The sequence below is a fragment of the Streptomyces sp. NPDC048192 genome, from assembly GCF_043202415.1.
In the GTDB taxonomy this organism is placed as follows: domain Bacteria; phylum Actinomycetota; class Actinomycetes; order Streptomycetales; family Streptomycetaceae; genus Streptomyces.
The window spans coordinates 164,165-185,951 of record NZ_JBIDAL010000011.1; the positions used below are offsets into that span (position 1 = coordinate 164,165).

Here is a 21,787-nt window from a genome sequence, read left to right on the forward strand (position 1 = left end):
GGCTCTCGAGTGAGTACGAGGGCCGCAGGGAGCCCTACCGCGGCCGCGACAGGGTCCGTCGCCAGCACGCCCTGCTGCGCTCCCTGACCACGTGACAGCTCCTCAGCCTTCAACGGTGTGATCACGACACCTGCTCGCGCCAGCGGACCGGAAGCGAGACCATTGCAGGTCGATTACCGTGAAGCGGCTGCGGTGAAGGGCCCGTAGACACGGCCCCTGCGCATCTCGTACTCGTCGACGCTGACCCCGGCGGGCCCGGTGGCTGGGGCTCCTGGAAAGCGTCGACCAGCCGCAGGACCGTATTGGTCGACGTTTGCGGCGGCCTCCGACGTTCGAGGCCGCCTTCGGCCCGGCCGTAGCACCGCCGCGGGGCGGGGTCTTGTGCCGACTCGTGATGTGCGGGACGGTTGGACGCCTCGCCGGTGGCGAGGACGCTGCCCATGCCGGGCAGGTCTCGGTCCTAACGGCCGGCCGTCGGCGTGGACGCCGGGCGCCACTCGCGGCGCAGGAGGCCGAAGACCCAGGAGTCGGAGACGTCGCCGTTGACGACGCAGTTCTCGCGGAGGGTGCCTTCGCGGACGAAGCCGAGCTTCTCCAGGACCCGGGCGGACGCCACGTTACGGGTGTCGGTCTCGGCCTGGACGCGGTTCAGGTCCAGGGTGTCGAACGCCCACCGCAGGACGGCGTGCGCGGTCTCGGTGCCGTAGCCGTGGCCCCATGCGGCGGCGTCGAAGACGTAGCCGAGGGACGCGCTGCGGAAGTCCGGGTTCCAGCTCGTCAGGCCGCACCAGCCGATGAATGCGCCGTCGCGGACGCGGTCGACGGCCACCCGCGCTCCCGTGCCTTGCTCCTCGATCTTCCGGCAGGTCGCGATGAAGCGCTGGGCGCGGGCCGGTTCGGTCCACGGCGGTGAGTCCCAGTAACGCAGTACGTGGGCGTTGCTGTGCAGCGTGTAGAGCGGGGCCGCGTCGGCGTCGGTGAACGGCCGCAGTCGCAGGCGGGCGGTGTGCAGCTCAGGGGTGGGCAATGTCATGCGGAGCATCCTGCCGCGTCACGCTCGCCTGCGACCATCCGTTTGTCCGGACGGTCGGGGGCGCGTACGTCCCTGGTGATGCCGGACGCGCCGCATGGGGCGGTGAGTTCGTACCGTGCCGGCATGGCGGGCAAAGGGCGGTCGTACTGGCACACCCTCGGGACGCCGACCGGCTTCATCCTGCCCCCCCGGGCCCCGGGCGGATCCAGGTAGGCCGTCGACTTCAGGTCCCTTCTACGAGCGTGGCTCGCCGCCCCCTCAAGCGTGTACCGGCCATCGGTATGAGGGGTGCGCGGCGGCTATCGGTGCGTGCGGAGTCCGTCGAGGATGAGCGCCAGCATCTGCGGAGCGCGGTCCTCCGGAGTGGTCGCGGCGCGCCAGAGTGCGCCGGTGAGCTGGAGGAAGTCGCCGGGGTCGGCGTCGGCGCGGATGCTTCCGTCCTGTTTGCCGGCGTCGAGGAGCTGGGCGAGGGCGGCGACGACAGGGCCGTAGGTCTGCTCGCTGACCGCCTGGTGCGCACCCGGGCTCAGGGCGTCGCCGAGGCCGTGCTTTCTGCGCATGGCCTCGACCAGGTCCATCGTCCAGTGGCGCAGTGCTTCCAGCGGCTCCAGCTTCCCCAGCAGGTCCGGCACGGTGCCGATGATGCGCTCGACCTCGTCCTGGTAGACGGCCAGGACGAGCGCTTCACGTGTGGGGAAGTTGCGGTACAGGGTGCCGGCGCCGACTCCGGCGAGCTGGGCGATCCGGTTCATCGACGTACTGCCGTCCGCGGTGAGCGCTTCGCGGGCGGCAGCGAGGATGCGCGCCCTGTTCTCACGGGCGTCGATACGGGCCACGGGACCTCACCTTGCTAAGTGGAGAACTCCACTACCGTTTCCGGAGAGCTCTCCACTTACTTTAGGGATCGACATGCGTTACATCAAGCTCGGCACGACCGGCCTCGACGTGTCCCAGGTCGCGATAGGCGCCATGACCTACGGCGAGCCCGACCGGGGCCACCCCGTCTGGTCGAAGGGCGAGCAGGAGGCGCGCCCGCTCATCAGGCACGCCCTGGAGGCGGGCATCAACTTCTTCGACACCGCCAACATGTACTCGAACGGTTCCAGCGAGGAGATTCTCGGCCGCGCGCTCAAGGACTTCGCCGACCGCGACGAGGTGGTGATCGCCACCAAGCTCCGCCATCCGATGCGGCCGGGACCGAACGGACGGGGGCTGTCGCGCAAGGCCGTCATGACCGAGGTCGACCATTCGCTGCGCCGCCTGGGCACGGACTACATCGACCTCTACCAGATCCACCGAAACGACCACACGACCCCGTGGGAGGAGACCCTCGAAGCGCTCAGTGACCTGGTGAAGGCCGGCAAGGTGCGCTATCTCGGTGCCTCGTCCATGCACGCCTGGGAGTTCGCGAAGGCCCTGCACCTGCAGAAACAGCACGGCTGGGCACGGTTCGTGTCCATGCAGCACCACTACAACCTGCTCGCCCGGGAAGAGGAGCGGGAGATGATCCCGCTGTGCCTGGACGAGGGCGTCGGCACGGTCGTCTGGTCGCCGCTGGCCCGCGGCCGCCTCGCCCGCGCCTGGGACGACACCCGCGCCACGGCGCGCTCCACGACCGACGCGGACTACGCGGACCTCCTCTACTCACCCGCGCAGGAAGAGTCCAACCGCGCCCTCATCGACGCGGTCGGACAGGTCGCGGACGCCCGTGGTGTTACCCGCGCGCAGGTCGCACTCGCCTGGCTGTGCCGTCAGCCGGTCGTCACCGCACCGCTGGTCGGGGCCAACTCCGTCCGGCAGATCGACGAGGCCGTGGCCTCCCTCGACATCGAGCTCACCGATGACGAGGTTCGCGCCCTGGAGTTGCCGTACACCCCCCGTTACGACTGGCAGGGCGTCTCCGACGAGGCCGAACTCGAGGCCATCCGCCGGCGCGTCCCCGGCATGGCCCTGGCATGAAACCCATCATCCGCTCCGGTACCGCCGCCCGCCTCGGCGCCCTCCTCATCCTCTTCGGCTCCCTGGTGTCCTGGACCGCCGAGTTCGTCACCGCCGCCGCGTGGCAGGACCCGCCGTACTCGCCCCTGTACAACCGGGTCAGCCATCTCGGCCTGACCGGCCCACCGCAGACCGCGTTCGGCCAGGCCGCCAACTCCCCCTCGGCGCCGTCATGGACACCGGTGGGGTGGTCTACGGCGTCCTCCTGATCGTCGGCGCATTCCTGCTGTTCGATCCGCGCAAGGGGGCCCGCCCGGCCGACATCGTGCTCCTCGCCGTCCTAGCGGACGCCGGGGTCTGCCTCGTCGGCATCTTCCAGGGCTCCCACGCGAACGTGGAAAACGGCCTGATCGTGTTCCACACACTCGGTGCGCAGGGCGTGATGCTCGCCGGAAACGGCATGGCGATCGCCGTCGGAGTCGGCGGAGCCCGCATCGGCCTCAGCAGGACCCGGTCCCTCGCCAGTACCGCGCTCGGCGCCACCGGCCTGATCGCGTTCATCCTCTACATGACCGATGTGTCCACCGGCTGGATGTGGAACGTGGGCATGTTCGAACGCGCCGTCATCTACCCGATCATGATCGGCCACGCCCTCCTCGGAAGCAGCGTGGCCGCCGCCCGGCGGCACCCCGCGACCCGCCCGCCGGCACCTCTTCACCCCCCCGCTCACGCATTGAGGAGACACACATGGCACAGGTGCTGGTCACCGGCGGCACAGGATTCATCGGAAGCTGGTGTGTCCGGGCCGCGCTCGACGCAGGGCACACCGTACGCACCACCGTCCGCGACCCGCGGCGCGAGCCGGAACTGCGCGCCCGGCTCCACACCGCCACCCCGTTCGACGACGACCGCCTCACCGTCGTACGCGCCGATCTCGAAGACCCCGACGGCTGGGGGGACGCCGTCACCGGCTGCGACTACGTCCTCCACGTCGCCTCGCCCACCCTGCGCCGCGCCCCGGCGCACGGCGACGAGCTGCTGGTCCCCGCACGCGAGGGCGCCCTGCGGGTGCTGCGCGCCGCTCGCGACGCCGACGTACGCCGGGTTGTTCTGACGAGCGCCTTCGGCGCCGTGGGCATCGGGCACCCACCGCGCGCGACCCCGTTCACCGAGGAGGACTGGACCAACCTCGACAGCGACATCCCGCCCTACCAGCGGTCCAAGACCCTCGCCGAGCGGGCCGCCTGGCAGTTCATCAGGGAAGAGGGCGACAAGCTGGAGCTGGCAGCGGTCCATCCCACGGGTGTCCTGGGACCGCTGCTCGGCCCCGACGACCCGCCCTCCCTGCGTCTCGTGCGGAGAATGCTGGAAGGACGGATGCCCGCCTGCCCGCCCTTCGGGATGGGATTCGTCGACGTACGCGACGTCGCCGACCTGCACTTGCGCGCCATGACGAACCCGGCGGCCGCCGGCGAACGCTTCCTGGCGACCGCCGGGCACAGCCTGCGCGTCATCGACATCGCGCGCATACTGCATGACCGCCTGGGCGAACGCGCCGCGAAGGCCCCCACCCGTGAACTGCCCGTATGGCTCACCCGTGCGCTCGGCGTCGTGAACCCGGAACTACGACTGCTCAGGCATCAGCTCGGCCGGGACCTCGACGCCACCAGCGCCAAGGCCGAGCAGCTCCTCGGCTGGCAGGCACGTCCCATCGAGGACACCATCGCGGACACCGCGGAAAGCCTCCTCACCCGCGCCATCGGCGCGTGACCGGCGCGACACCGGGCACAGGATGTTTGCGGTCGCCACCGCATCGCTGGTTTACCTCGCCTGGGCGGTACGCGTCACCGGCAGCGCGGACCGGAAAGTGCTGGTGCGCCCGTGACCTTCCCACGGCCCGGAGCCGGAACAGCCGGCCGCGGTGCTCGCCCTGATGTCCGCGTTGCAGGAGTCGGTGCCGAAGGCGAAGGCCTCCCGTGGCGAGGGCCGGGCCGGCGATGTGCACGAGCTGCCGACGCCTGAGCACACGGCGGCAGCGAAGAAGACCACGGCGAAGGGGACGGCGAGCCGTCGGTCACGCACCGCATGGGGGAGGCCGCTCGTCAGGTCGCAACCGGCCCGCAGACTGCTCGGGTCATCCTCGCCACCGCGGTGATGACCTGGTGTTGCCCGCCTGCAGCACAAGCCGTACCGCGCGGCTTGTGCTGCTCGCGACTGTTCCTGCCGGGATGATGCACAGCCCTACGGGCCGTAGTCAGACCAGGCCTCTGCTCTCTGCCCTCGGTTCGCTACAGGGCTATGTGTCGGCGCAGCGGGCTACGGCAGTGACCAGGGAACACGCGTCGGTTGACCAGCCGGGCGGACGTCTACAAGCTCGAAGCCATCCTCGTGGCGCACGAGATGCTGGACCTGGCCCAGGGCGGAGTCACGGACGAATCCGACCCACCCCTGTGTGGCCGTGTGTCGAAGAAGCCACCCGACGACGTCCATCGTCACTCCGAAGTCGTCCTCGTGGACGCAGGTCCGGACGGTCAGGGCCCACGGTTCGCTGCCGTCCAGGTTCGGCCTGTCCGTGGCACGGACCAGCAAGGAGACATCGGCACCGTCGAACGAGTGGCTCGCCGAGCCACCGGCGAAGGACTGCCAGGGGCCGCCCCACGACTCCCAATCGGTCGACTTCAACTCTGAGGGCATGTCCGCTTGCCCCAGGAGCCACCTCAGTTCCAGAAGTACCGGCTCGGGCAGGTCCGGCGGCAGGTCCACCGCCAGGTACAGGTCGTAGTAGTCACTCACATCGAGGAACCTAGCCCCAGCCGCCGACAGCACTCTGCGGGCCTGGCAGACCCCGGGGTGGAGCGAGGGGTGCTGGCCGCCCTGCTGCCGGCCGGCGCGCGGAACTCAGTGGCTGCTGCGCAGGCTCGCGGTCTCAAAGATCGCTGAACAGAGCCGAGGGGTGTGCAAGTGCCGCTCCCGCTTCCACCGGCCACGAGACAGGACACAGACCCCGTACGTCCGCCACCCCAACGTGCCTGAGCAACGGCCGGGTTGGGCGAAGAGCGGTGCTGCTTGGACATGTGGGAGAGCCGAGCCCTGTTCGGAGAGAGGCAGGATGAGGGGCCCCGGAGGTTGCCGCGTGGCGAGCAGGCCCAGGAGGGACGCCCGCAGGTCGTCATCCAGGTGCCGGTCGCCGTTGAAGCAGGGGCTGAACGGACCGGACGAGACTGGCACCGGTGCCCGATTGCGTCTGCTACCAGTGCATCCGGTCCCGCACGGTCGGCCGCATCCAGCGGGCTCCCGGTCACCACGCGCGTGACCAAGGTGTACGGCACGGGTGCCTCGCACTGCAACTACGTGCCGTTCGCCCCTCCTCTCACTCGCCGGCGAGCAAGTGGATCCCGGCCGCCGGGAACGCGCACGCGGAGGCCACCTGGATCGGCAAGCTGGAAGTCGTCGATTCTGGGTGGTCGGCGACCGAGCACATCTGGGCGGATGAGACCGGGTCCCGGGGCGGCTCGCCAAGTCCTGAAATGAGGAGTAGATCGAGCCGGTCACCTGCGCCTTCCACCTACCTGCCACGAGACGATCTCGGAGTCCGGATGACCGAAGACGGACTCGACGGCAACAACCCACACCGGGACGTCGACTTCACCGCGATCCCCCCAGTCGAACGGCCCGCCGACCGACGGAATCAGCCAGGTCGCGTGAGCCGGACAAGGGTCCGGTGCATGAGCTGGCCGGGTGTGTGTCGGCGAGCACCTCACGGAGCCCTGACGCAGCGTCCGAAGGCTGGTTGTGGGAGCCGGGGTTGAGGTCACGGCTGATCGCGGATCCGGGTGAGGTCACAGCATTCGGTCGACCAACCCGTCGATGTAGTCCGGGGTGAGCGGGCCCATGCCGAAGAGGACGCGGATGTACATGGGGGCCAGGATGTGGTCGAGCACGTCGAGCACGTCGGGTGGCTGCTCGCCACGGTCGCGGGCGCGATCGAGCATGGACTGCAGTTGGCGGGTGCGTTCGGCGCGGAGGTCGACACCGGCCTGTATGCCCTGTTGACCCCTGCTCGACAGGGCGACGGCCAGGTGCAGCACCGCCGGACCGTCGGGTCCGGTGATCTCGCGGGCCACTTGGGCCGCGTAAGTGCGCAGGTCGCCGGCCAGACTCCCGGTGTCGGGCATCGGTGACCGCGTGTTGAGCCGGGTGAGCGCCACGTCGGTGAGCAGGGTCTCCAGGTTCCCCCACCGGCGGTAGATGCTGCTGTCGGCCACGCCTGCGCGCGCTGCGACGTCGCCGACGGTGAAGTTGCCGTAGCCGCGCTCGCTGATCAGGTCGGTGACGGCCTGGTGCACCTGCGCGCCGACGCGGGCGCTGCGCCCGCCTGGCCGTCGGGCTCGCTGTCGCTCGTTCATGCCTCCCACATTAACGCAGTCGCGGCTTGCGTTTACGGTCGACCCTCCCTATAGTCACCTAACGCAGTCATTGGCTGCTTTAGAGGGGCTCAGGTGTATCGCCACCCGCGTCGACCGTGACCGGGAGCAACGACCGATTGAGGGGGATCCATGGCTGTATCGCATGCGACCGTAGGCAGTCGATCGAACCGGGCTGTGCTGCTCACCTGCCTGGGCCAGTTCATGGTCCTGCTCGACAACACGATTGTCGGAGCGGCGCTGCCAGACATGCAGCACCGGCTGCACACTCAGCTGACCGGTCTGCAGTGGATCGTCGACGCGTACGTACTGCTGGTCGCCATGCTGCTGCTGTCCGGCGGTGTCTTCGCCGACCGGTTCGGCCGCAAGCGGGTGTACCTGACCGGCGTGGCGGTGTTCACCGCGGCGTCGCTGCTGTGCAGCCTCGCGCCCTCGCTCGGCTGGCTGGTCGCCGGCAGGGTGCTACAGGGCATCGGGGCCGCAGCGCTGAGCCCTGCCTCGCTCGCCCTGCTCGCCGCCGCCCACCCCGTGCCGCAGGAACGAATGAAAGCGATCGGAATGTGGGCCGGATTCAGCGGAATCGGTCTGGCCGCAGGCCCCGTGGCCGGCGGCGTGCTGACAGAAGCCTTCGGCTGGTCCGCCATCTTCCTGGTCAATCTGCCCATCGGTGTCGTCCTGCTGCTGGTCGGCCTGCGCCACCTCGGCGAGTCCCGCAATCCGAGCGCCCCCGCGATCGACATCCCGGGCACGGTGCTGTCCGTTCTGGCGGTGGGCGTACTGACCTACGGCCTGATCGAGGGCGGTGCCCGCGGCTGGACCTCGCCGGTGATCCTGGGAAGCTTCGCCGCCGCAGCGATCCTCCTCGCCGCCTTCGCCGCCGTCGAAGCGCGCCGCTGCGCACCGATGCTGCCACTGCGGCTGTTCCGGCGGCGGCTGTTCACCGTGTCCAACACCGCCATGATCGTGGTGGGGTTCGCGCTCATGGGCTCGTCCTTCTTCTTCTCCCAGTTCTTCGTGTACGTCCAGGGCAGTTCGATCCTGCGCGCCGGCCTGCAGACCCTGCCGGTGTCCCTCGCCATGGTGATCGTCAGCCCGTACGCGGGCCGGCTCGCCGCCCGGTACGGCTTCCGCATCCTGGTCACCACCGGCCTGGCCCTGGCCGGCCTGGGACTGCTGGCGCTCGGTATGGTGCACGCCGACACCGGCTACGGGAACGTGTGGTGGCGGCTGGGACTCGCCGGCATCGGCTTCGCGCTGACCATGTCCCCACTGACAGGCGCCGCCATCCAGGCAGTCAGCCCCCAGGAAGGCGGCCTCGCATCGGGCATCAGCAGCACCACCCGGCAGATCGGCGCGGTACTCGGCGTGGCCGTACTCGGAGCCATCGTCCGCACCCGCCAATCCGGCGGCGCCTCCTTCGAGGCCGGCCTCGACAGCGCCTTCCTCGCTGCCGGCGCCGTCACTTTGGCCACCGCCGTGTTCACCGGCCTGTGGCTGGCGAGGTCCAAGCCCGTGGAAGGCCCCGCGGCGCCGCATGGTTCCAGCGATGCGGATGCAGTCACCCCCGCGAGCGAGGCATCCGTGAACAGCCGTTGACGGCGACAACCGCCTGGGCCGGGTAACTCGGTTGCGCGGCGAGGGCGTTGGCGTCATCATGCCGCTGCCGAGGACCTCTGGCGAAACCCGGGTCACCGATCCCAGCGGCGTGGTCGTCCGGTTCATCGAGTGGGTCATCCCGCCCAGCTCCGAGAACACCTGAAGCCAGGCCGGGCCAGGATGAACCGGCCCTGGCCCGGCGACGTCCCGCCAGTGGCGTATGCGACATCCCCCAACGACGCAAAGGACCCCGACCTTGTCCCCTGATCCGACCACTGTGCACCCGCTGCCCGCCCACGAACGCGTGGTGTTCCTCAACCCGCTGGTCACCTCACCGAACATCGCCGTGGGCGAGTACACGTATTACGACGACCCGGACGGCGCCACGGACTTCGAGCACCGCAACGTCCTCTACGCCTACGGGCCGGAGCGTCTCGTCATCGGCAAGTACTGCGCGATCGCCTCGGGAACCACGTTCCTGATGGCCGGCGCCGAACACCCGACGATGGGCGTGTCGACGTACCCGTTCACCATGTTCGGCGGCCGCTGGGCCGAGCAGACCCTCGACATCGTCACCGCCATGCCCAGCCGCGGCGACACGGTCGTCGGCAACGACGTCTGGTTCGGGTACCGGGCTACCGTCATGCCCGGTGTACGGATCGGTGACGGCGCCATCATCGCGGCCGGCGCCGTGGTCACCGCGGACGTCCGTACACGATCGTCGGCGGCAACCCTGCCAGACCGATCCGGCAGCGCTTCGACGACGCCGACGTCGAGCGGCTGCGCAGTGCGGCCTGGTGGGACTGGCCCGCCGACCTGGTCACCGAACACGCCCGCACCATCATGGCCGGAACCCCGGCCGACATCGCTCGCATCGCCACCGAGCACGGACAGGGGAAGTCCCTTTGAACCACGTGCCCCAGATGTCCGTCGAAGAGCACACAGTGGCCGAACCCGCGGCCGGACCGTACGCCCTCACCACGGGGCCGGACGGCGCCTTGTGGTTCACCCTCGTGCACAGCGGCCGGATCGGCCGCCTCGTCCCCGGCGAGGAGCCGACGAGCCACCGGCTCGACCCCGACAGCGGACCGACCGTCATCACCCCCGGCCCGGACGGCGGGCTGTGGTTCACCGAGTACCGGGCGGACCGGATCGGGCGGATCACCACCGACGGCGTGATCGACGAGTTCGGCGTGCCCGGCTCCGGTTGCGGGCCGTTCGGTATCGCGGCGGGACCCGACGGCGCGCTGTGGTTCACCGAGACCGCCGCCGACCGCATCGGCCGCATCACCGTCGACGGTCACCTCACCCGGTTTCCGCTGCCCGTCACCGGCGCGTTTCCCTCGGCGATCACCACCGGCGGTGACGGAGGGATGTGGTTCACCCTCAACCAGGCCAACGCCATCGGGCGGATCGGCATGGACGGTGCGGTCACTCTCCACCCCCTGCCGACCGCGGCGGCGGCGCCGGTCGGGATCGCCGCAGGCCACGATGGCGCGCTCTGGTTCGTCGAGATCGCCGCCGGGCAGATCGGACGGATCACTCCCGAGGGGCGGATCACCGAGTTCCCGTTGCCCGACCGCGCCGCCCGGCCGCACGCCGTCACCGTCGACGGACAGGGCACCGCGTGGTTCACCGAGTGGGGCGGCAACCGTGTCGGCAGGATCACCCCCGACGGCTCGGTCACGGCCTACGACCTGCCCACCCCTCGCTCCGAACCGCACGGCATCACCGTCGGTCCCGACGGCGCCCTGTGGATCGCCCTGGAGATCGGCTCACTCGCCCGCATCGCTCCACCGGACAGCTCCGCTTGAACAGTCCCTTGCCCTCCATGCCCAGGGACCCGCGGCCCGGCAGAAGTGTGTGTCGGGTGTGGTGACGGCCGCCTGCATGGCCTGGGTGGCCTGGAGTCAGCGGCGCCACTGGGCGTCGTGCTCGTCACCGGCAAGTTTGCGTGCTGTGTGCTCGACGGTGTCAGGGCGTGAGCTTGTGCTGGTGGCTGGCGCGCCATTCGGTCAGGAGGACGGTCGCGTCGTCGTCGAGTCGGCCGGCGTGGTAGTCGATGACGGCGCGCATCAGGCGCCGCAGTGTTTCGTGCAGGGTCTGGCGGTCGGAGTGGTAGCGGACGATGTAGTCGGTGAACCGGTCCAGGCCGAAAGGCCGTCCGTGCTTATCGCGGGTTTCCACGATGCCGTCGGTGTACAGCAGCAGACGGTCACCGGGCTGAAGCTGGTAGTGGCATTGGCGGAGGGGCAGACCAAGGCTGATGCCCATGGGACCGGCGGGCGGGCACTGCAGCTCGATGGCGCGGCGCTGGTCACGGATCAGCACGGGCAGGTGGTGGCCGCGGTTGACCCACCTCAGCGCACCGCTGTCGAGATCGAGGGTGGCCAGGATGCCGGTGACGTAGCGGCTGACGCCGAAGTGGCTGGTGAGGACGTCCTCCACCGCCCGGGTGGTGTCGGCCAGCGAGGCGCCCTGACGGCGGGCGTTGCGGCAGGTGGCCACGGCCAGGTTGGCGGTGATCCCTGCCCGGGTGTCGTGGCCCATGGCGTCGAAGACGGCCAGGTGCGCGGTCTGACCGGCGATGGCGTAGTCGAAGGCGTCGCCGCCCACCTCGTAGGCGGGCTCCACCAGGCCGCCGATGGTGACGTCGTGCCCGGCGAAGGCGGGTGGGGGCATCAGGTTCCACTGCATCTCCGCCGCCACGTTCATGTTCCGGGTGCGCACCAGGCGGGCGAAGGAGTCGCTGAAGGACCGCTTGCTCAGCAGCATCAGGGCTGTCACCGACGACACATCGCGCAGCAGACGCCGCGCGCTCTCTTCGTCCTGTGCCTCCACGTCCGCGCGTAGCACGCCGAGGCGTTCCACGCCGTCGGTGACCGGGGCCCACCACCGGCGTCGTTGGGGTTCGCGTTGTTCGGCCGGCTCCGGCAGCAGATCGACCTTCTGGTACGCCCGGCCCGGCAGCGTCCCTTCGATGCTCAGCTGCTCGCCGCCGTCACCGGCGTCCGGCCCCTGCCCGGTGATCTGCCGCAATACCGTCTCCTGGATGTCGACGGCATACAGTGCGAGATTCCTTGCTCCGAGGCGGTCGGCGTGCTCGGCGATCATGGCGGGCAGCTGCTCGAGAGTGGCCGTGTGACTGGCCGCGATCAAATCCAAGAGGACGCCTTGGCTGTCCGGGGAGTCATTCATCGCTCTGGGCCTCAGTCCCACGGGTGGACCGGCTGGGATGCCGCTGGCCCGCCCACGCGGCGGCGGCCGGCGCACCGTCTCCCGCCGCCTCGCATCGGGTTCTGTCCTGTCCAATGTTGGCCATCAACATCCCTTTCAGTTCCCTTGATACCGGGGCTCTCGGCAGCCAGCGACCGGGCGCGCACGCTATGCCGGGCGTCCTTCACCTGACTGTGCGCATCCCGCAGGTGGAGCAGGCTGTGCTTTCGCGCCGTATGCCCGGTGTCACCTTCCCTCTCCCGCGCAGCGGGCGTTCCAAACGCCCTGGCGGGACCCGCTGGATCGGTCGTGGCCAACGGTGCGGCACGGTTTGGTGCTCGGCCCGCCGTGTCCGCAGACCTGGCTTGCCGTCTCACGTAGCTTGCTGTTCTTCCCCTCCCGAGTGAGACCGGCGATCCGGAACACGCATGGGCCCTGCCGCGTGCGGGCGGCATCGCAGCAGGGCCCTTCCGCCATGGCTTCCTGCGGCCGGTCGCTGTCTCTCGCCGGCTGGTCCGTCGCGGCAAGTGTTCTGCACCCGGTCTGCGTGCAGCATCAGGATTCCGGCCGCGTCGCGCCTGTCCACCGGTCCACCAGCTGGGTCGCCGACGACGTGATGCACGTCGGCGTGTCCTTGACCGACGACCGCTGCCAGCAGCCGGCGCACTTCGCCTCGCTCACCGCGTCCGTCCGTGCGGTCGAGCAATCGCCCGGCCTGACGCCTGCTGAGAAGGAGGCTCCGTGCCGGTGTTCGCCGGGTACGCCCGTTCTTCGCGCCGGTCACTCCCTCGAACGCGTTCGTTACGATCGGCGTATGAGTGGGAGAAGAGAGCCGGTCAGTCGGCGGGAGCGTCCGGCGAAGCCCGCCCTGTCCCGGCGCTGGATCGTGGACACGGCCGTGCGGATCATGCGGGCCGAAGGGCTGGAGAAGGTGACGATGCGCCGTCTGGCGCAGGAGCTGGACACCGGCCCGGCCTCCCTGTACGTCTACGTCGCCAACACCGCCGAGCTGCACGCGGCCGTCCTGGACGCGCTGCTGGGCGAGGTGGACCTGAGCGGCGGTGGCGGCGGTGAGGACTGGCGGGACCAGCTCCGCGCGGTCATGACGTCGTACACCCTGGTCCTCTTCGCACACCCCCAGCTCGCCCGGTCCGCGCTCGTGGCCAGGCCGAGCGGCGAGAACTACCTGCGCCTGGTGGAACGGATCCTCGACCTGCTCGCGCGCAGCGGCGCCCCCCGCGCCCAGGTCGCCTGGGGCGTGGACAAGCTGCTCCAGGACGCCACGGCCACCGCCGCGGAGCAGTCGACGCACGAGCACGACCCCACCTCCGAAGACGACTGGAACGCCACCGTGCGCGCGCTGCACGCCGTCGACGAGGTCACGCACCCGGCGATCACCGCGCACATGCCGGATCTGATCGGCGGGACGGTCGAGGAGCGGATGCGCTGGAGCTTCGACGTCCTCGTCAACGGCATCACGGGCACGCCGGTGCCTCGCCGGGCCGACTGAGTCCCTTCCGGCGGCACGCCCAACGCGCCGCCGGGGGAGGGCCTTGGTGACAGGCAACCATGGACGAACTTGTTCGTTACGAACATGTTCGCTAGGTTAGGGAGCGGCCCGAGGGGATCGCTGCCAGGGATCGGTGCGACACCACTGCGCAGCCCCGTCGAGTCGGTGCCGGCGGCAACCCCTCGCCCGGTGCATACGGCGTCCCCCTTTCCGAGAAGAGGCCCACGATGAGCACCCCCCACTTTCCCGTCGCGATCGTCGGCGGCGGCCTCGGCGGTCTGACCGCCGCCCGTGTCCTGCACGTCAACGGCATCGAGCCGGCGATCTTCGATCTGGAGCCAGGTCCTCAGGCCCGTACGCAGGGCGGCATGCTCGACATCCACGAGGAGAACGGGCAGAAGGCGCTGCGCGCCGCCGGTCTGCACGACGACTTCCTCAAGATCGTGCACGAGGGCGGCCAGGCGATGCGCCTGCTCGGCCCCGACGGCACCGTCCACATCTCCAGCGAGGACGACGGCGACGGCGACCGCCCCGAGGTCGACCGCGGCGACCTGCGCGACCTGCTGCTGAACTCCCTGCCCGAGGGCACCGTCCGCTGGGGCCGCAAGGTCACAGGCACCCGTCCGCTGGGCGACGGCCGCCACGCGGTGACGTTCGCCGACGGATCGGTCGTCACCACCGACCTCCTCATCGGTGCCGACGGCGCCTGGTCGCGCGTCCGGCCGCTGCTCTCCGACGCCAAGCCCGCCTACACCGGCATCTCCTTCGGGGAGAGCGACCTGTACGAGGCCGACACCCGCCACCCGCACAGCGCCGCGATCATCGGCGGCGGCTTCTTCATGGCCCTGGGGCACGAGCGCGGTTTCCTCGCTCACCGCGAAACCGACGGCAGCCTGCACGTCTACACAGCGCTCAAGGCCGACGAGGGGTGGATCGACACGGTCGACTTCAGCGATCACGCCGCCGCCAAGGCCGCCGTCCTCGCCCACTTCGACGGCTGGGACGAGGGCCTGCGGGGCCTGGTCGCCGACGCGGAGACCATCACACCGCGCCGCATCCACGCCCTGCCCGTCGGCCACCGCTGGGACCGGGTGCCCGGTGTCACCCTGCTCGGCGACGCCGCCCACGTGATGTCCCCGTTCGCCGGTGAGGGCGCCAACCTCGCCATGTACGACGGCGCCGAACTCGCCCTCGCCCTCGCCGCCTACCCCGGCGACACCGAGTCCGCCCTGGCCGCGTACGAGGCGGCTCTCTTCCCGCGCAGCGAAGCCTCCGCCGCCGAGTCCGCCGCCAGTTTGGAGACCATGTTCGGCAAGGACGGCCTGGAGCAGATGATCGGGTTCTTCACCACTGGCCCCGCCGGGCAGTGAGGCCGTAGCCGCCCGCTGTCCGCTGTCCGCTGTCCGCTGTCCGCTGTCCGCTGTCCGCTGTCCGCTGTCCGCTGTCTGCCGTCCGCCTGCGCCATCCGCCGGTCCGCCCTCCGCCTGCGCCGTCCGCCGTCGCCGTTCACCGTTCGCCGACCGGCCCCGGCCCGTCGTCCAGCGCCAACCTCGCCCTGCTCGACACCGTCCGGCTGGCCACCGCCCTCACCGAAGCGATCACCGGTGACGGCAGCGACCTCGACGCAGCCGTCACCCCCTACGAGCAGGAGGTTTTCGAGCCCGGGAAGCACGACGACCGCGTGGGTCTTCGAGCGGCTCGGTTTCTGAGCGGACGAGCGTGTCTCGCAGGATCGGCGGCGGCCGGTGGGCAGGTACTGGTAGTAGTCGGCCGTGGCAGCAGACCTCTGGACCCCGGTGATTTCGATGGTCGGTGTGGCTGTAGGTGGCGCGTTGACGTATCTGACCCAGCGCACGACGCAGCGGGCAGCCGACCGGGCTGAAGAACAAAGAAGGGCTGCGGCCCAGGCGGAGGAGCGTCGTGCCGAGCAGATCAGGACCGTGCTGGAGTTCATCCGGTGCGCGCTGGAGGCCGAGGGCGTGGCGCATGCGCGGCCGCCTCGATGGGAGGTCGGTGATGACTGGTATGCGACGGCCAGGCCCGCGATGGACGGTCTTCGGATAGCGGAGAAGAGCATCGAATTGCTGTGTGCTCCTGCCCTTCACTCACCGACGACGGCCTACGCCCGCGCCCTGAATCAAGCGGTCTGGCAGGAGCGTGAGGAGGGGAACCCGGCCGAGCGCCTCGAGCCGTTCAAAGCGGAGTTTCTCGCTCTGGCACGCCGCAGCCTGACCTGACGTCGCAGGTCACAGCCACTCATTGGGCACAGCGACCAGGACAGTCGCCTCGTAGCGCACAGCCAGCCTCTCGTACCTCGTGGCCACGGACCGGTGCCTCTTGAGCGGGTTGATGCGGCATTCGACAGCGTGGCGGGCGCGGTAGTCGATCGGGTCGGACTTCGGTGGGTGGCCGCCGCGGCAGCCGCGCTTCTTGCGGTTCCGGGCCTGGTCGACCTCGTCTGGGGCGGTGCGGCGGACGCATGCCGCGACGTCGCAGGCAGGCGCGGTCCTTCCGGGAGGTGTACCCCTGTCCGCGCGGACTCGATTGGGTCGGGTGCGCGGCCGGCCCGGCCCGATGCGAGGCAAGCGGACCTTGTTCAGGGTGCTCGAACTGCGGGGAGTCGCCGCGCTGCCCCGCTGTGATGACGATCGACATCGGCTCTTGCCGCTGTTCGACGGCCAGATGCAGCTTCTTGGTGGTCAGGCCGCAGCGCGACCGTCCGAGTCCATGCTCAGCCGGTTCGACGGTGTGCCGCCGGGCGGCTCCTTCGGCTTGAGGTCCGGATTCGCGTTTGCCGACCGGATCACTCCGTCATGGGCAGGCACTCGGCGAGCAGGTCGACGACGTCCCGCCAAGCTCGCTGTGCGTGCTGAGGGTGGTAGCCGACGCCGGGCACCACGGTGTGATCGACCGGTGGGTGGTGGAAGGCGTGCAAGGCGCCGCCGTAGACCACGAGGCGCCAGTCGACGCCCGCGGCCTGCATCTCGGCAGTGAATGCGTCCCGTTGCGCGGGCGGCATGATCGGGTCTTCCGACCAGACCCCGGCCCAGACCGGGCAGTGAATGCGCGCCGTCTCGCCCGGACGGCCCGTGGTCAGTCCGTTGACTGTCGCGATCGCGCGCAGGTCGACGCCGTCGCGCCCGAGTTCCAGTGCGATGGCGCCCCCGGTGCCGTAGCCGACGGCGGCGATCCGGTCCGGGTCGGTCCGCGGCTCGGCGCGGAGCACGTCGAGCGCCGCGTGGCCGATGCCCCGCATCCGGTCGGGGTCAGCGAGCAGCGGCATGCAACGGGCCAGCATCTCCTCAGGGTCGCTCAGATAGCGCCCGCCGTGGAGGTCGAAGGCCAGGGCCACGTATCCCAGTTCGGCGAGCGCATCGGCCCGGTGGCGCTCGACGTCGCTGAGCCCCACTCCCTCGGGCCCGACCAGGACCGCGGGCCGGCGGCCGGCACCGGCCGGGAGCGCAAGATGCCCGATCATCGCCAGGCCGTCGGCCGCGTATTCGACCGTGCGCGTGGTAACCGTCGTCATGAGCTGGACTGTAGTGATTGTCGAGCCCGGTCGGACCGGGGTTCTGCGGCTGGCAGAAGGCAGGTCCCTGTCGCATTCCGGAACCATCCCGTCAGCGGTTCAGCTGAGCCATCAAGTCCCGGTTCGCGGCGCGTGCGGCGGCGAGGTCCTCGTCGCGCTCGGCGGGACCGGAGCGGAGGTCGAGGATCCGCTGCTCCAACTCGCCGATCCGGCGGGCGGGTGATGCGACGTCGGCGGAGGCACCGAGCCCGGAGGCTTTCCAGACGGCCTGTCCGGGCGCTTCGGACAGGCGTCGTTCGAGCCGGGTGATGTGCGCGGAGAGACGACCGTTGCGGGCGGTGAGGTTCGCGACGGTGGCCAGCAGCGACCGGCGGCTGACCTGGGTCCCGGCGGCAGCACCGGGCGGCGGTTCGGCTGCGCGGGCCAGGACGGCAGAGTGCAGGTCACAGCGGCGATGAATCGGGCCGCGGTGGACACCGGCCGCGCGGGCGACAGCGGAGACGGTGACCTCCTCACAGGTGGCGACGAGTTGGTCGAGGGGTTTGAAGACTCGGGCCCGGCGGTGTTCGGAGTCCGCGGCCCGTGCCTAGGCCAGATGGCCCGGTGACGCGGTCATGGGTCGCAGTCCGGCCGCAGGTTCGGATCGGGTGCCCGGACGCCGGGCATTCCGGGGAGACGGTTCGGGTCTTCCGCAGGGTGCGGGTGGCCTCCTGGATCTGTTCACGCTCGTGGTCCGTGAGCCCTTCGATATCGGTCTCGACATGGCGGATCAGGGTCCGGATGCGCTTGATCTCCTCCCGGACGGGCGATTCGGTGCGGGCCCAGTCGTCCAGTTCAGCCGCTGCGGCGAGGCCTTCGCGGTCTCGCAGCGGTGTGTCGAGGTAGGCCCGCAGCTCCGGCAGGGCCGGGCAGGGAAGTGCTCAGCAGTGGCTCCGGCAGCGTCCGCGCCACCGCCTATGCCTTCGACGCAGACCGCAGACCGCAGTCCGCAGTCCGCAGTCCGCAGTCCGCAGTCCGCGGACCAGCGGACCAGCGGACCAAAGGGCTGTTCCGCAGTCATCACTCGGGCCGGCCGGCCAGACTCAGGAGCCATGCGTGGCAGCGGCGTGGTCCGCTGCCTTCTGAACAACGGGGATCAGGTCTGCGGTCCGTTCGAGTTGGTCACGCTGAGAGCGCAGGTCGAGGGCGCCGAGTCGGGCTACGATGTGCCGGACGCTGGCGGTGACGTACTGTCCCAGGCGCTGGAGCACTTGGTCGGTCGAGCCGGTCACGACGGCCTGGATCCTCTCCAGTTCCCCCAGCGGCATGCCGTAGGCGGCCCGTGCGTAAGCCTCCAGCGCTCGGCGGCCGTTGTCGATGTCGTCGTCGATCCGTACCGTGACGAACAGTGCGGGGGTGATGTCGTCGGCTGCCCGCCCGGCGTCGGCCGCCGCTTGGCGGACATGGCGAAGGCCGGACGCGTAGTCGGCGGGGTCGGGCGGGTAGGGCAGCCACCCGTCGTACGTCCGGCCGGTTCGGGCCTGCGCCGCGGGGGTCGCGCCGCCTAGCCAGATGGGCGGGCCGCCGGCTTGGAACGGCCTGGTCGTGGGCGGGACGTCATCGAAGTGGAGGATGTCACCGTGGAAGGCGGTGGCGCCGTCCCACAGGGCCCGCCACAGCGCGACCGTCTCGTCCAGGCGGGCGAAGCGCCTTTCCCATGGCACCTCGGACAGCGTGTAGAGGGGCCGCCCGAAGCGGCCGGGGAAACCGGCGCCGACGGCCACGGTGAGCCGGCCCCCGGACAGTACGTCGATCGACCCGAGTGACTGCGCGGCCTGAATCGGCCGACGCAGGAACGGCATCAGCGCAGCCGTCCCCAGCGTCACGGCCTCGGTCGCCGGGGCGAGCGCGGCCAGCATCGTGAGTGCCTCGATGCGCGGGCTGATCAGAGAGTCGTTGACGAAGAGCGAGCAGAAGCCCAGGCGCTCGGCCTGGCGGCCGAAGGCGATCAGCTCGCGAGGGTCGTCAGCCGCGCCCCACTGGGCGGTTCCGGTCGGAAGCAGTACACCGATGTCCATGTCGGCGATGTTCACGACCGGCGCGGGAGGCGACAATTCCCTGCGGGGAATGGCCTGGGGCCCTCCGCCGCCAGTACAACAGGTCCGTGGACTTTCCTCGTGCGCTTCGCGAACGGCGTACCCGCCGTCATCTCAGCCAGCTGGACCTGGCACTTCGGGCGGGCACCACGCAGCGCCATCTCAGCTTCATCGAATCGGGCAGGTCCGTTCCCGGCCGGAGCATGGTCGTGCGCCTGGCCGAGTCGCTGGAACTGCCGCTGCGGGAGCGCAACGAGCTGCTGTTGGCCGCGGGTTACGCACCTGCCTACCCCGAGAGCTCACTCGACGACCCGGAGCTGGCTCCCGTACGCACGGCGATCGACCACATCCTCCGCGGGCACCTGCCGTATCCGGCGCTGGTCGTGGACCGTCGCGGCGACCTGATCGCCGCGAACACCGCATTCGACCTGATCACCGAGGGTGCGGCCCCCGAGCTGGTGGGCCCGGGCTCGAACGTTTACCGCCTCGCGCTGCACCCCGACGGCCTGGCTCCGCGCATCCTCAACCTCGCCGAATGGGCGCGCCACATCGTGGCACGCCTCGGCCACCTGGAAGAGCTGCGCGCCGAGCTCACCGGGTACGTTCCCCAACTGGACGTGTCCGCGGGGCTCCTGGGTTTCGCGGTCCCGCTCCACCTGCAGACCTCGTACGGTGAGCTGCGCCTGATGACGACCGTGACCACCTTCGCCACCGCCGTTGACATCACCCTTGCCGAGCTGAAGCTGGAGGCGTTCCTGCCGGCCGACGCGGCGACAGCCGAGGCACTTTCGGCGGCCGCCGGGCCGATGGGCGCCTGTGCTGCCGCGGATCAGGCCCCCGGCACCATGTAATCGGCCTTGAACCGGCCGTCGTTGTCACGAGATGCCGGAGAGAACCACTCGAAGGGCGACGACTGAGATCCCGTCCTTGAGCAGCTTCAGCCGAGGGAGGCGGCGAACCCACCGGCCTTCGCCTCTGTCGAGGACACGGTGAGTCTTCCTCGGTGGCTGACCTCCACCTGGTAGAACTCGGGCCCGCTCGGCACACCGGGGACGGCCACATGGAACACGCATGCCGCGTCGTGCGACCTGCCGACGCCCAGCGCCCCCTGCGCGATGACCTTGCCTGCGTTGTCGTACACCGTGACGGCGGCTCCGGCACCGATGTCGTCGTATCCCTCGTAACCGGTGCAGTCCTGGCTAGCGTCACCGGACGGCACGTTGTCGCCCGTCAGCGTGAGCGTGCCCTTCAACGTGAACGTCTTCACAGCGCTCGTCGCGCCGACAGACAGGCCCCACGCCAACCCGACGCCGGCCGCCCCGATGACCAGGCCGGCTACGCCGGTGACGAGAGGATGAGCCCAGCGTCTTCCTGACGTCGGTGCGTTCTCAGGCGAAGGTGGTGCAGCAGGGGGTTCGATCACGTCAGACATGACCCCGCCTACCTGTAGAAGACGGCCACGCCGCCGTGGTGGGAGCAGGCGCCCTGATGATGAGCGGCGTACGAGTAGGTGCCGTCGTTGCACAGTGCCGTGGCACCGTTCCCGGCACCGGCAGAGCCCCCCGACGAGCTGGAGCCGCCGCTCCCGGACGACCCCCCGCTCCCGGACGACCCGCCCGACGAACTCCCGCCGCTTCCCGAGTCTGCCGCGGCCGCGTGTGCCGTCACGGTGACCTTCACCTTGACGGTCTTCGTCGCCGTCACCGTCGGTGCAGGTTTCGGCTGCGCGGTTTCCGTCGCCGTCGCCGTGACCGTCACCGCCGGCTTCACCTTGTCCGCCGCGGGCTTCGCATCCGTCCCGCTGTTCTGGCCGTCGGCACCGGCGCCGATGCCGAGGAAGAAGGCGAAGCCGATCGCGGGCAGCACGTACCGCTTCCGCGCCCACTTCGGTGCTGTACGCACGGGCGGCTGTGGCGGTGGCGGTGGCATGTACGGGTAGCTCATGTGTCCCCCGAGGGTGAGTTGAGGGTAAGAAGCTAGCGGTAGATGTGATGTCTGTGTGAAGATTTCGTGTAGCTGTCATTCATTTGTGACCCAAGGAGGCAGGTGTACCGGGCGGCCGCGGACCCGGTACGCCGACACGGCCCGGGTGCCGGTCGATGCGAGTCGGGAGCCGGATTCACTGCGCCAGCCGCGCGCACCGCTGGACGGACTCCGCCTGCACAACGGGAGATTGACAGAGGTCAATGTCTACCGCGACTCGCTGGCGAGTCCCGTGGACAGGGCTGACACCGATGACGCGATGCGGTCGCTCCTTGCGGTGCGTGCAGGAGACTCGGCCGGCACCATCTCGACGGCCACCCGCGACAGGTGTTCCATCCATGGCTCTCACCGCTGGGCACGCCGGTCGGTCAGGTCCGCCAGCACATGAACCCCCGGATAAGTCTGGTCCAGGTACTCGGCTGCCTGTGCTCCATCGCCGCCTGCCGCCGCCCCCAACTGTGGGCGACGGAATCGATTGCGCCC

The 21,787-nt window shown here is 70.1% G+C and carries 20 protein-coding genes and 1 pseudogene; 11 read left to right on the plus strand and 10 right to left on the minus strand.

The features are described from left to right. Positions 1-460 precede the first annotated feature (460 nt). Together ACGFZN_RS24800 and ACGFZN_RS24805 are read right to left on the minus strand one after the other, a co-directional pair. A complete protein-coding gene (locus tag ACGFZN_RS24800; protein WP_393860669.1) occupies positions 461-1,033 on the minus strand; it encodes a GNAT family N-acetyltransferase in 573 nt (190 codons plus the stop codon). A 299-nt stretch (positions 1,034-1,332) separates the two neighbouring features. Next, positions 1,333-1,869: a TetR/AcrR family transcriptional regulator gene (locus tag ACGFZN_RS24805; protein ID WP_393860670.1), complete on the minus strand. Its 537-nt coding sequence runs from the start codon at positions 1,867-1,869 to the stop codon at positions 1,333-1,335. 73 nt (positions 1,870-1,942) lie between these two features. Here ACGFZN_RS24805 and ACGFZN_RS24810 point away from each other — a divergent pair, with 73 nt between their 5' ends. Then, positions 1,943-2,992 (plus strand): aldo/keto reductase, encoded by a 1,050-nt coding sequence (locus ACGFZN_RS24810; protein WP_393860671.1) that lies wholly within the window; start codon positions 1,943-1,945, stop codon positions 2,990-2,992. After that, on the plus strand, positions 2,989-3,240 hold the full coding sequence (locus tag ACGFZN_RS24815; RefSeq protein WP_393860672.1) for a hypothetical protein: 252 nt from the start codon (positions 2,989-2,991) through the stop codon (positions 3,238-3,240). The genes ACGFZN_RS24810 and ACGFZN_RS24815 overlap by 4 nt, the downstream gene beginning before the upstream one ends. A 71-nt stretch (positions 3,241-3,311) precedes the next feature. On the opposite strand, the gene ACGFZN_RS24820 is transcribed toward ACGFZN_RS24815, so the two are convergent. Then, positions 3,312-3,620, minus strand: coding sequence for a hypothetical protein (locus tag ACGFZN_RS24820; protein ID WP_393860673.1), 309 nt, complete (start codon positions 3,618-3,620; stop codon positions 3,312-3,314). Between the two features lie 98 nt (positions 3,621-3,718). Between ACGFZN_RS24820 and ACGFZN_RS24825 the strand changes: the two genes are divergently transcribed. Next, a complete protein-coding gene (locus tag ACGFZN_RS24825) occupies positions 3,719-4,741 on the plus strand; it encodes an SDR family oxidoreductase (RefSeq protein WP_393860674.1) in 1,023 nt (340 codons plus the stop codon). A 546-nt stretch (positions 4,742-5,287) separates the two neighbouring features. Here the strand turns inward: ACGFZN_RS24825 and ACGFZN_RS24830 are convergent. Then, complete coding sequence (locus ACGFZN_RS24830; RefSeq protein WP_393860675.1) at positions 5,288-5,764, minus strand: hypothetical protein; 477 nt, start codon at positions 5,762-5,764, stop codon at positions 5,288-5,290. Positions 5,765-6,810: 1,046 nt separating this feature from the next. Then, positions 6,811-7,377 carry a TetR/AcrR family transcriptional regulator gene (locus ACGFZN_RS24835; protein ID WP_393860676.1) on the minus strand — a complete coding sequence of 189 codons (567 nt, stop codon included), beginning with the start codon at positions 7,375-7,377 and terminating at the stop codon, positions 6,811-6,813. Between the two features lie 150 nt (positions 7,378-7,527). Between ACGFZN_RS24835 and ACGFZN_RS24840 the strand changes: the two genes are divergently transcribed. From ACGFZN_RS24840 to ACGFZN_RS24850, 3 genes and pseudogenes are all read left to right on the plus strand, one after another. Then, entirely contained in the window at positions 7,528-8,991 is a 1,464-nt protein-coding gene (locus tag ACGFZN_RS24840) for an MFS transporter (protein ID WP_393860677.1), read from the plus strand. Between the two features lie 220 nt (positions 8,992-9,211). Then, positions 9,212-9,900 (plus strand): annotated as a pseudogene (locus ACGFZN_RS24845) (CatB-related O-acetyltransferase). A gap of 14 nt (positions 9,901-9,914) precedes the next feature. Continuing rightward, complete coding sequence (locus ACGFZN_RS24850; RefSeq protein WP_393860790.1) at positions 9,915-10,805, plus strand: virginiamycin B lyase; 891 nt, start codon at positions 9,915-9,917, stop codon at positions 10,803-10,805. A 160-nt stretch (positions 10,806-10,965) separates the two neighbouring features. Here ACGFZN_RS24850 and ACGFZN_RS24855 read toward each other — a convergent pair whose 3' ends face one another. Then, a complete protein-coding gene (locus tag ACGFZN_RS24855) occupies positions 10,966-12,156 on the minus strand; it encodes a PP2C family protein-serine/threonine phosphatase (RefSeq protein ID WP_393860678.1) in 1,191 nt (396 codons plus the stop codon). Between the two features lie 865 nt (positions 12,157-13,021). Here ACGFZN_RS24855 and ACGFZN_RS24860 point away from each other — a divergent pair. From ACGFZN_RS24860 to ACGFZN_RS24870, 3 genes are all read left to right on the plus strand, one after another. Further along, a complete protein-coding gene (locus ACGFZN_RS24860) occupies positions 13,022-13,717 on the plus strand; it encodes a TetR/AcrR family transcriptional regulator (protein ID WP_393860679.1) in 696 nt (231 codons plus the stop codon). Positions 13,718-13,944: 227 nt separating this feature from the next. Next, complete coding sequence (locus ACGFZN_RS24865) at positions 13,945-15,087, plus strand: FAD-dependent oxidoreductase (protein ID WP_393860680.1); 1,143 nt, start codon at positions 13,945-13,947, stop codon at positions 15,085-15,087. A gap of 402 nt (positions 15,088-15,489) precedes the next feature. Next, entirely contained in the window at positions 15,490-15,954 is a 465-nt protein-coding gene (locus ACGFZN_RS24870) for a hypothetical protein (protein ID WP_393860681.1), read from the plus strand. A gap of 566 nt (positions 15,955-16,520) precedes the next feature. On the opposite strand, the gene ACGFZN_RS24875 is transcribed toward ACGFZN_RS24870, so the two are convergent. Together ACGFZN_RS24875 and ACGFZN_RS24880 are read right to left on the minus strand one after the other, a co-directional pair. Further along, on the minus strand, positions 16,521-17,246 hold the full coding sequence (locus tag ACGFZN_RS24875) for a dienelactone hydrolase family protein (RefSeq protein ID WP_393860682.1): 726 nt from the start codon (positions 17,244-17,246) through the stop codon (positions 16,521-16,523). A gap of 1,082 nt (positions 17,247-18,328) precedes the next feature. Continuing rightward, on the minus strand, positions 18,329-19,303 hold the full coding sequence (locus ACGFZN_RS24880; RefSeq protein ID WP_393860683.1) for an LLM class flavin-dependent oxidoreductase: 975 nt from the start codon (positions 19,301-19,303) through the stop codon (positions 18,329-18,331). An 86-nt stretch (positions 19,304-19,389) separates the two neighbouring features. Here ACGFZN_RS24880 and ACGFZN_RS24885 point away from each other — a divergent pair, with 86 nt between their 5' ends. Beyond that, complete coding sequence (locus tag ACGFZN_RS24885) at positions 19,390-20,172, plus strand: helix-turn-helix domain-containing protein (RefSeq protein ID WP_393860684.1); 783 nt, start codon at positions 19,390-19,392, stop codon at positions 20,170-20,172. 86 nt (positions 20,173-20,258) lie between these two features. On the opposite strand, the gene ACGFZN_RS24890 is transcribed toward ACGFZN_RS24885, so the two are convergent. Both ACGFZN_RS24890 and ACGFZN_RS24895 read right to left on the minus strand, forming a co-directional pair. After that, a complete protein-coding gene (locus ACGFZN_RS24890) occupies positions 20,259-20,753 on the minus strand; it encodes a hypothetical protein (RefSeq protein WP_393860685.1) in 495 nt (164 codons plus the stop codon). 8 nt (positions 20,754-20,761) lie between these two features. Continuing rightward, a complete protein-coding gene (locus tag ACGFZN_RS24895) occupies positions 20,762-20,848 on the minus strand; it encodes a DUF3761 domain-containing protein (protein WP_225075656.1) in 87 nt (28 codons plus the stop codon). A 4-nt stretch (positions 20,849-20,852) separates the two neighbouring features. On the opposite strand from ACGFZN_RS24895, the gene ACGFZN_RS24900 reads away from it, so the two are divergent. Then, the gene (locus ACGFZN_RS24900; RefSeq protein ID WP_393860686.1) at positions 20,853-21,260 is read left to right on the plus strand and encodes a hypothetical protein; all 408 of its coding nucleotides are present in this window, start codon (positions 20,853-20,855) and stop codon (positions 21,258-21,260) included. Positions 21,261-21,787: the final 527 nt, after the last annotated feature.

Excerpts from the sequence above, each read along its gene's own strand:
- ACGFZN_RS24890 (WP_393860685.1), bottom strand. The coding sequence starts at position 20,753 with ATGTCTGACGTGATCGAACCCCCTGCTGCACCACCTTCGCCTGAGAAC.
- ACGFZN_RS24835 (WP_393860676.1), bottom strand. The coding sequence starts at position 7,377 with ATGAACGAGCGACAGCGAGCCCGACGGCCAGGCGGGCGCAGCGCCCGC.
- ACGFZN_RS24815 (WP_393860672.1), top strand. The coding sequence starts at position 2,989 with ATGAAACCCATCATCCGCTCCGGTACCGCCGCCCGCCTCGGCGCCCTC.
- ACGFZN_RS24880 (WP_393860683.1), bottom strand. The coding sequence starts at position 19,303 with ATGGACATCGGTGTACTGCTTCCGACCGGAACCGCCCAGTGGGGCGCG.
- ACGFZN_RS24810 (WP_393860671.1), top strand. The coding sequence starts at position 1,943 with ATGCGTTACATCAAGCTCGGCACGACCGGCCTCGACGTGTCCCAGGTC.
- ACGFZN_RS24800 (WP_393860669.1), bottom strand. The coding sequence starts at position 1,033 with ATGACATTGCCCACCCCTGAGCTGCACACCGCCCGCCTGCGACTGCGG.
- ACGFZN_RS24865 (WP_393860680.1), top strand. The coding sequence starts at position 13,945 with ATGAGCACCCCCCACTTTCCCGTCGCGATCGTCGGCGGCGGCCTCGGC.
- ACGFZN_RS24860 (WP_393860679.1), top strand. The coding sequence starts at position 13,022 with ATGAGTGGGAGAAGAGAGCCGGTCAGTCGGCGGGAGCGTCCGGCGAAG.
- ACGFZN_RS24875 (WP_393860682.1), bottom strand. The coding sequence starts at position 17,246 with ATGACGACGGTTACCACGCGCACGGTCGAATACGCGGCCGACGGCCTG.
- ACGFZN_RS24840 (WP_393860677.1), top strand. The coding sequence starts at position 7,528 with ATGGCTGTATCGCATGCGACCGTAGGCAGTCGATCGAACCGGGCTGTG.
- ACGFZN_RS24825 (WP_393860674.1), top strand. The coding sequence starts at position 3,719 with ATGGCACAGGTGCTGGTCACCGGCGGCACAGGATTCATCGGAAGCTGG.
- ACGFZN_RS24850 (WP_393860790.1), top strand. The coding sequence starts at position 9,915 with ATGTCCGTCGAAGAGCACACAGTGGCCGAACCCGCGGCCGGACCGTAC.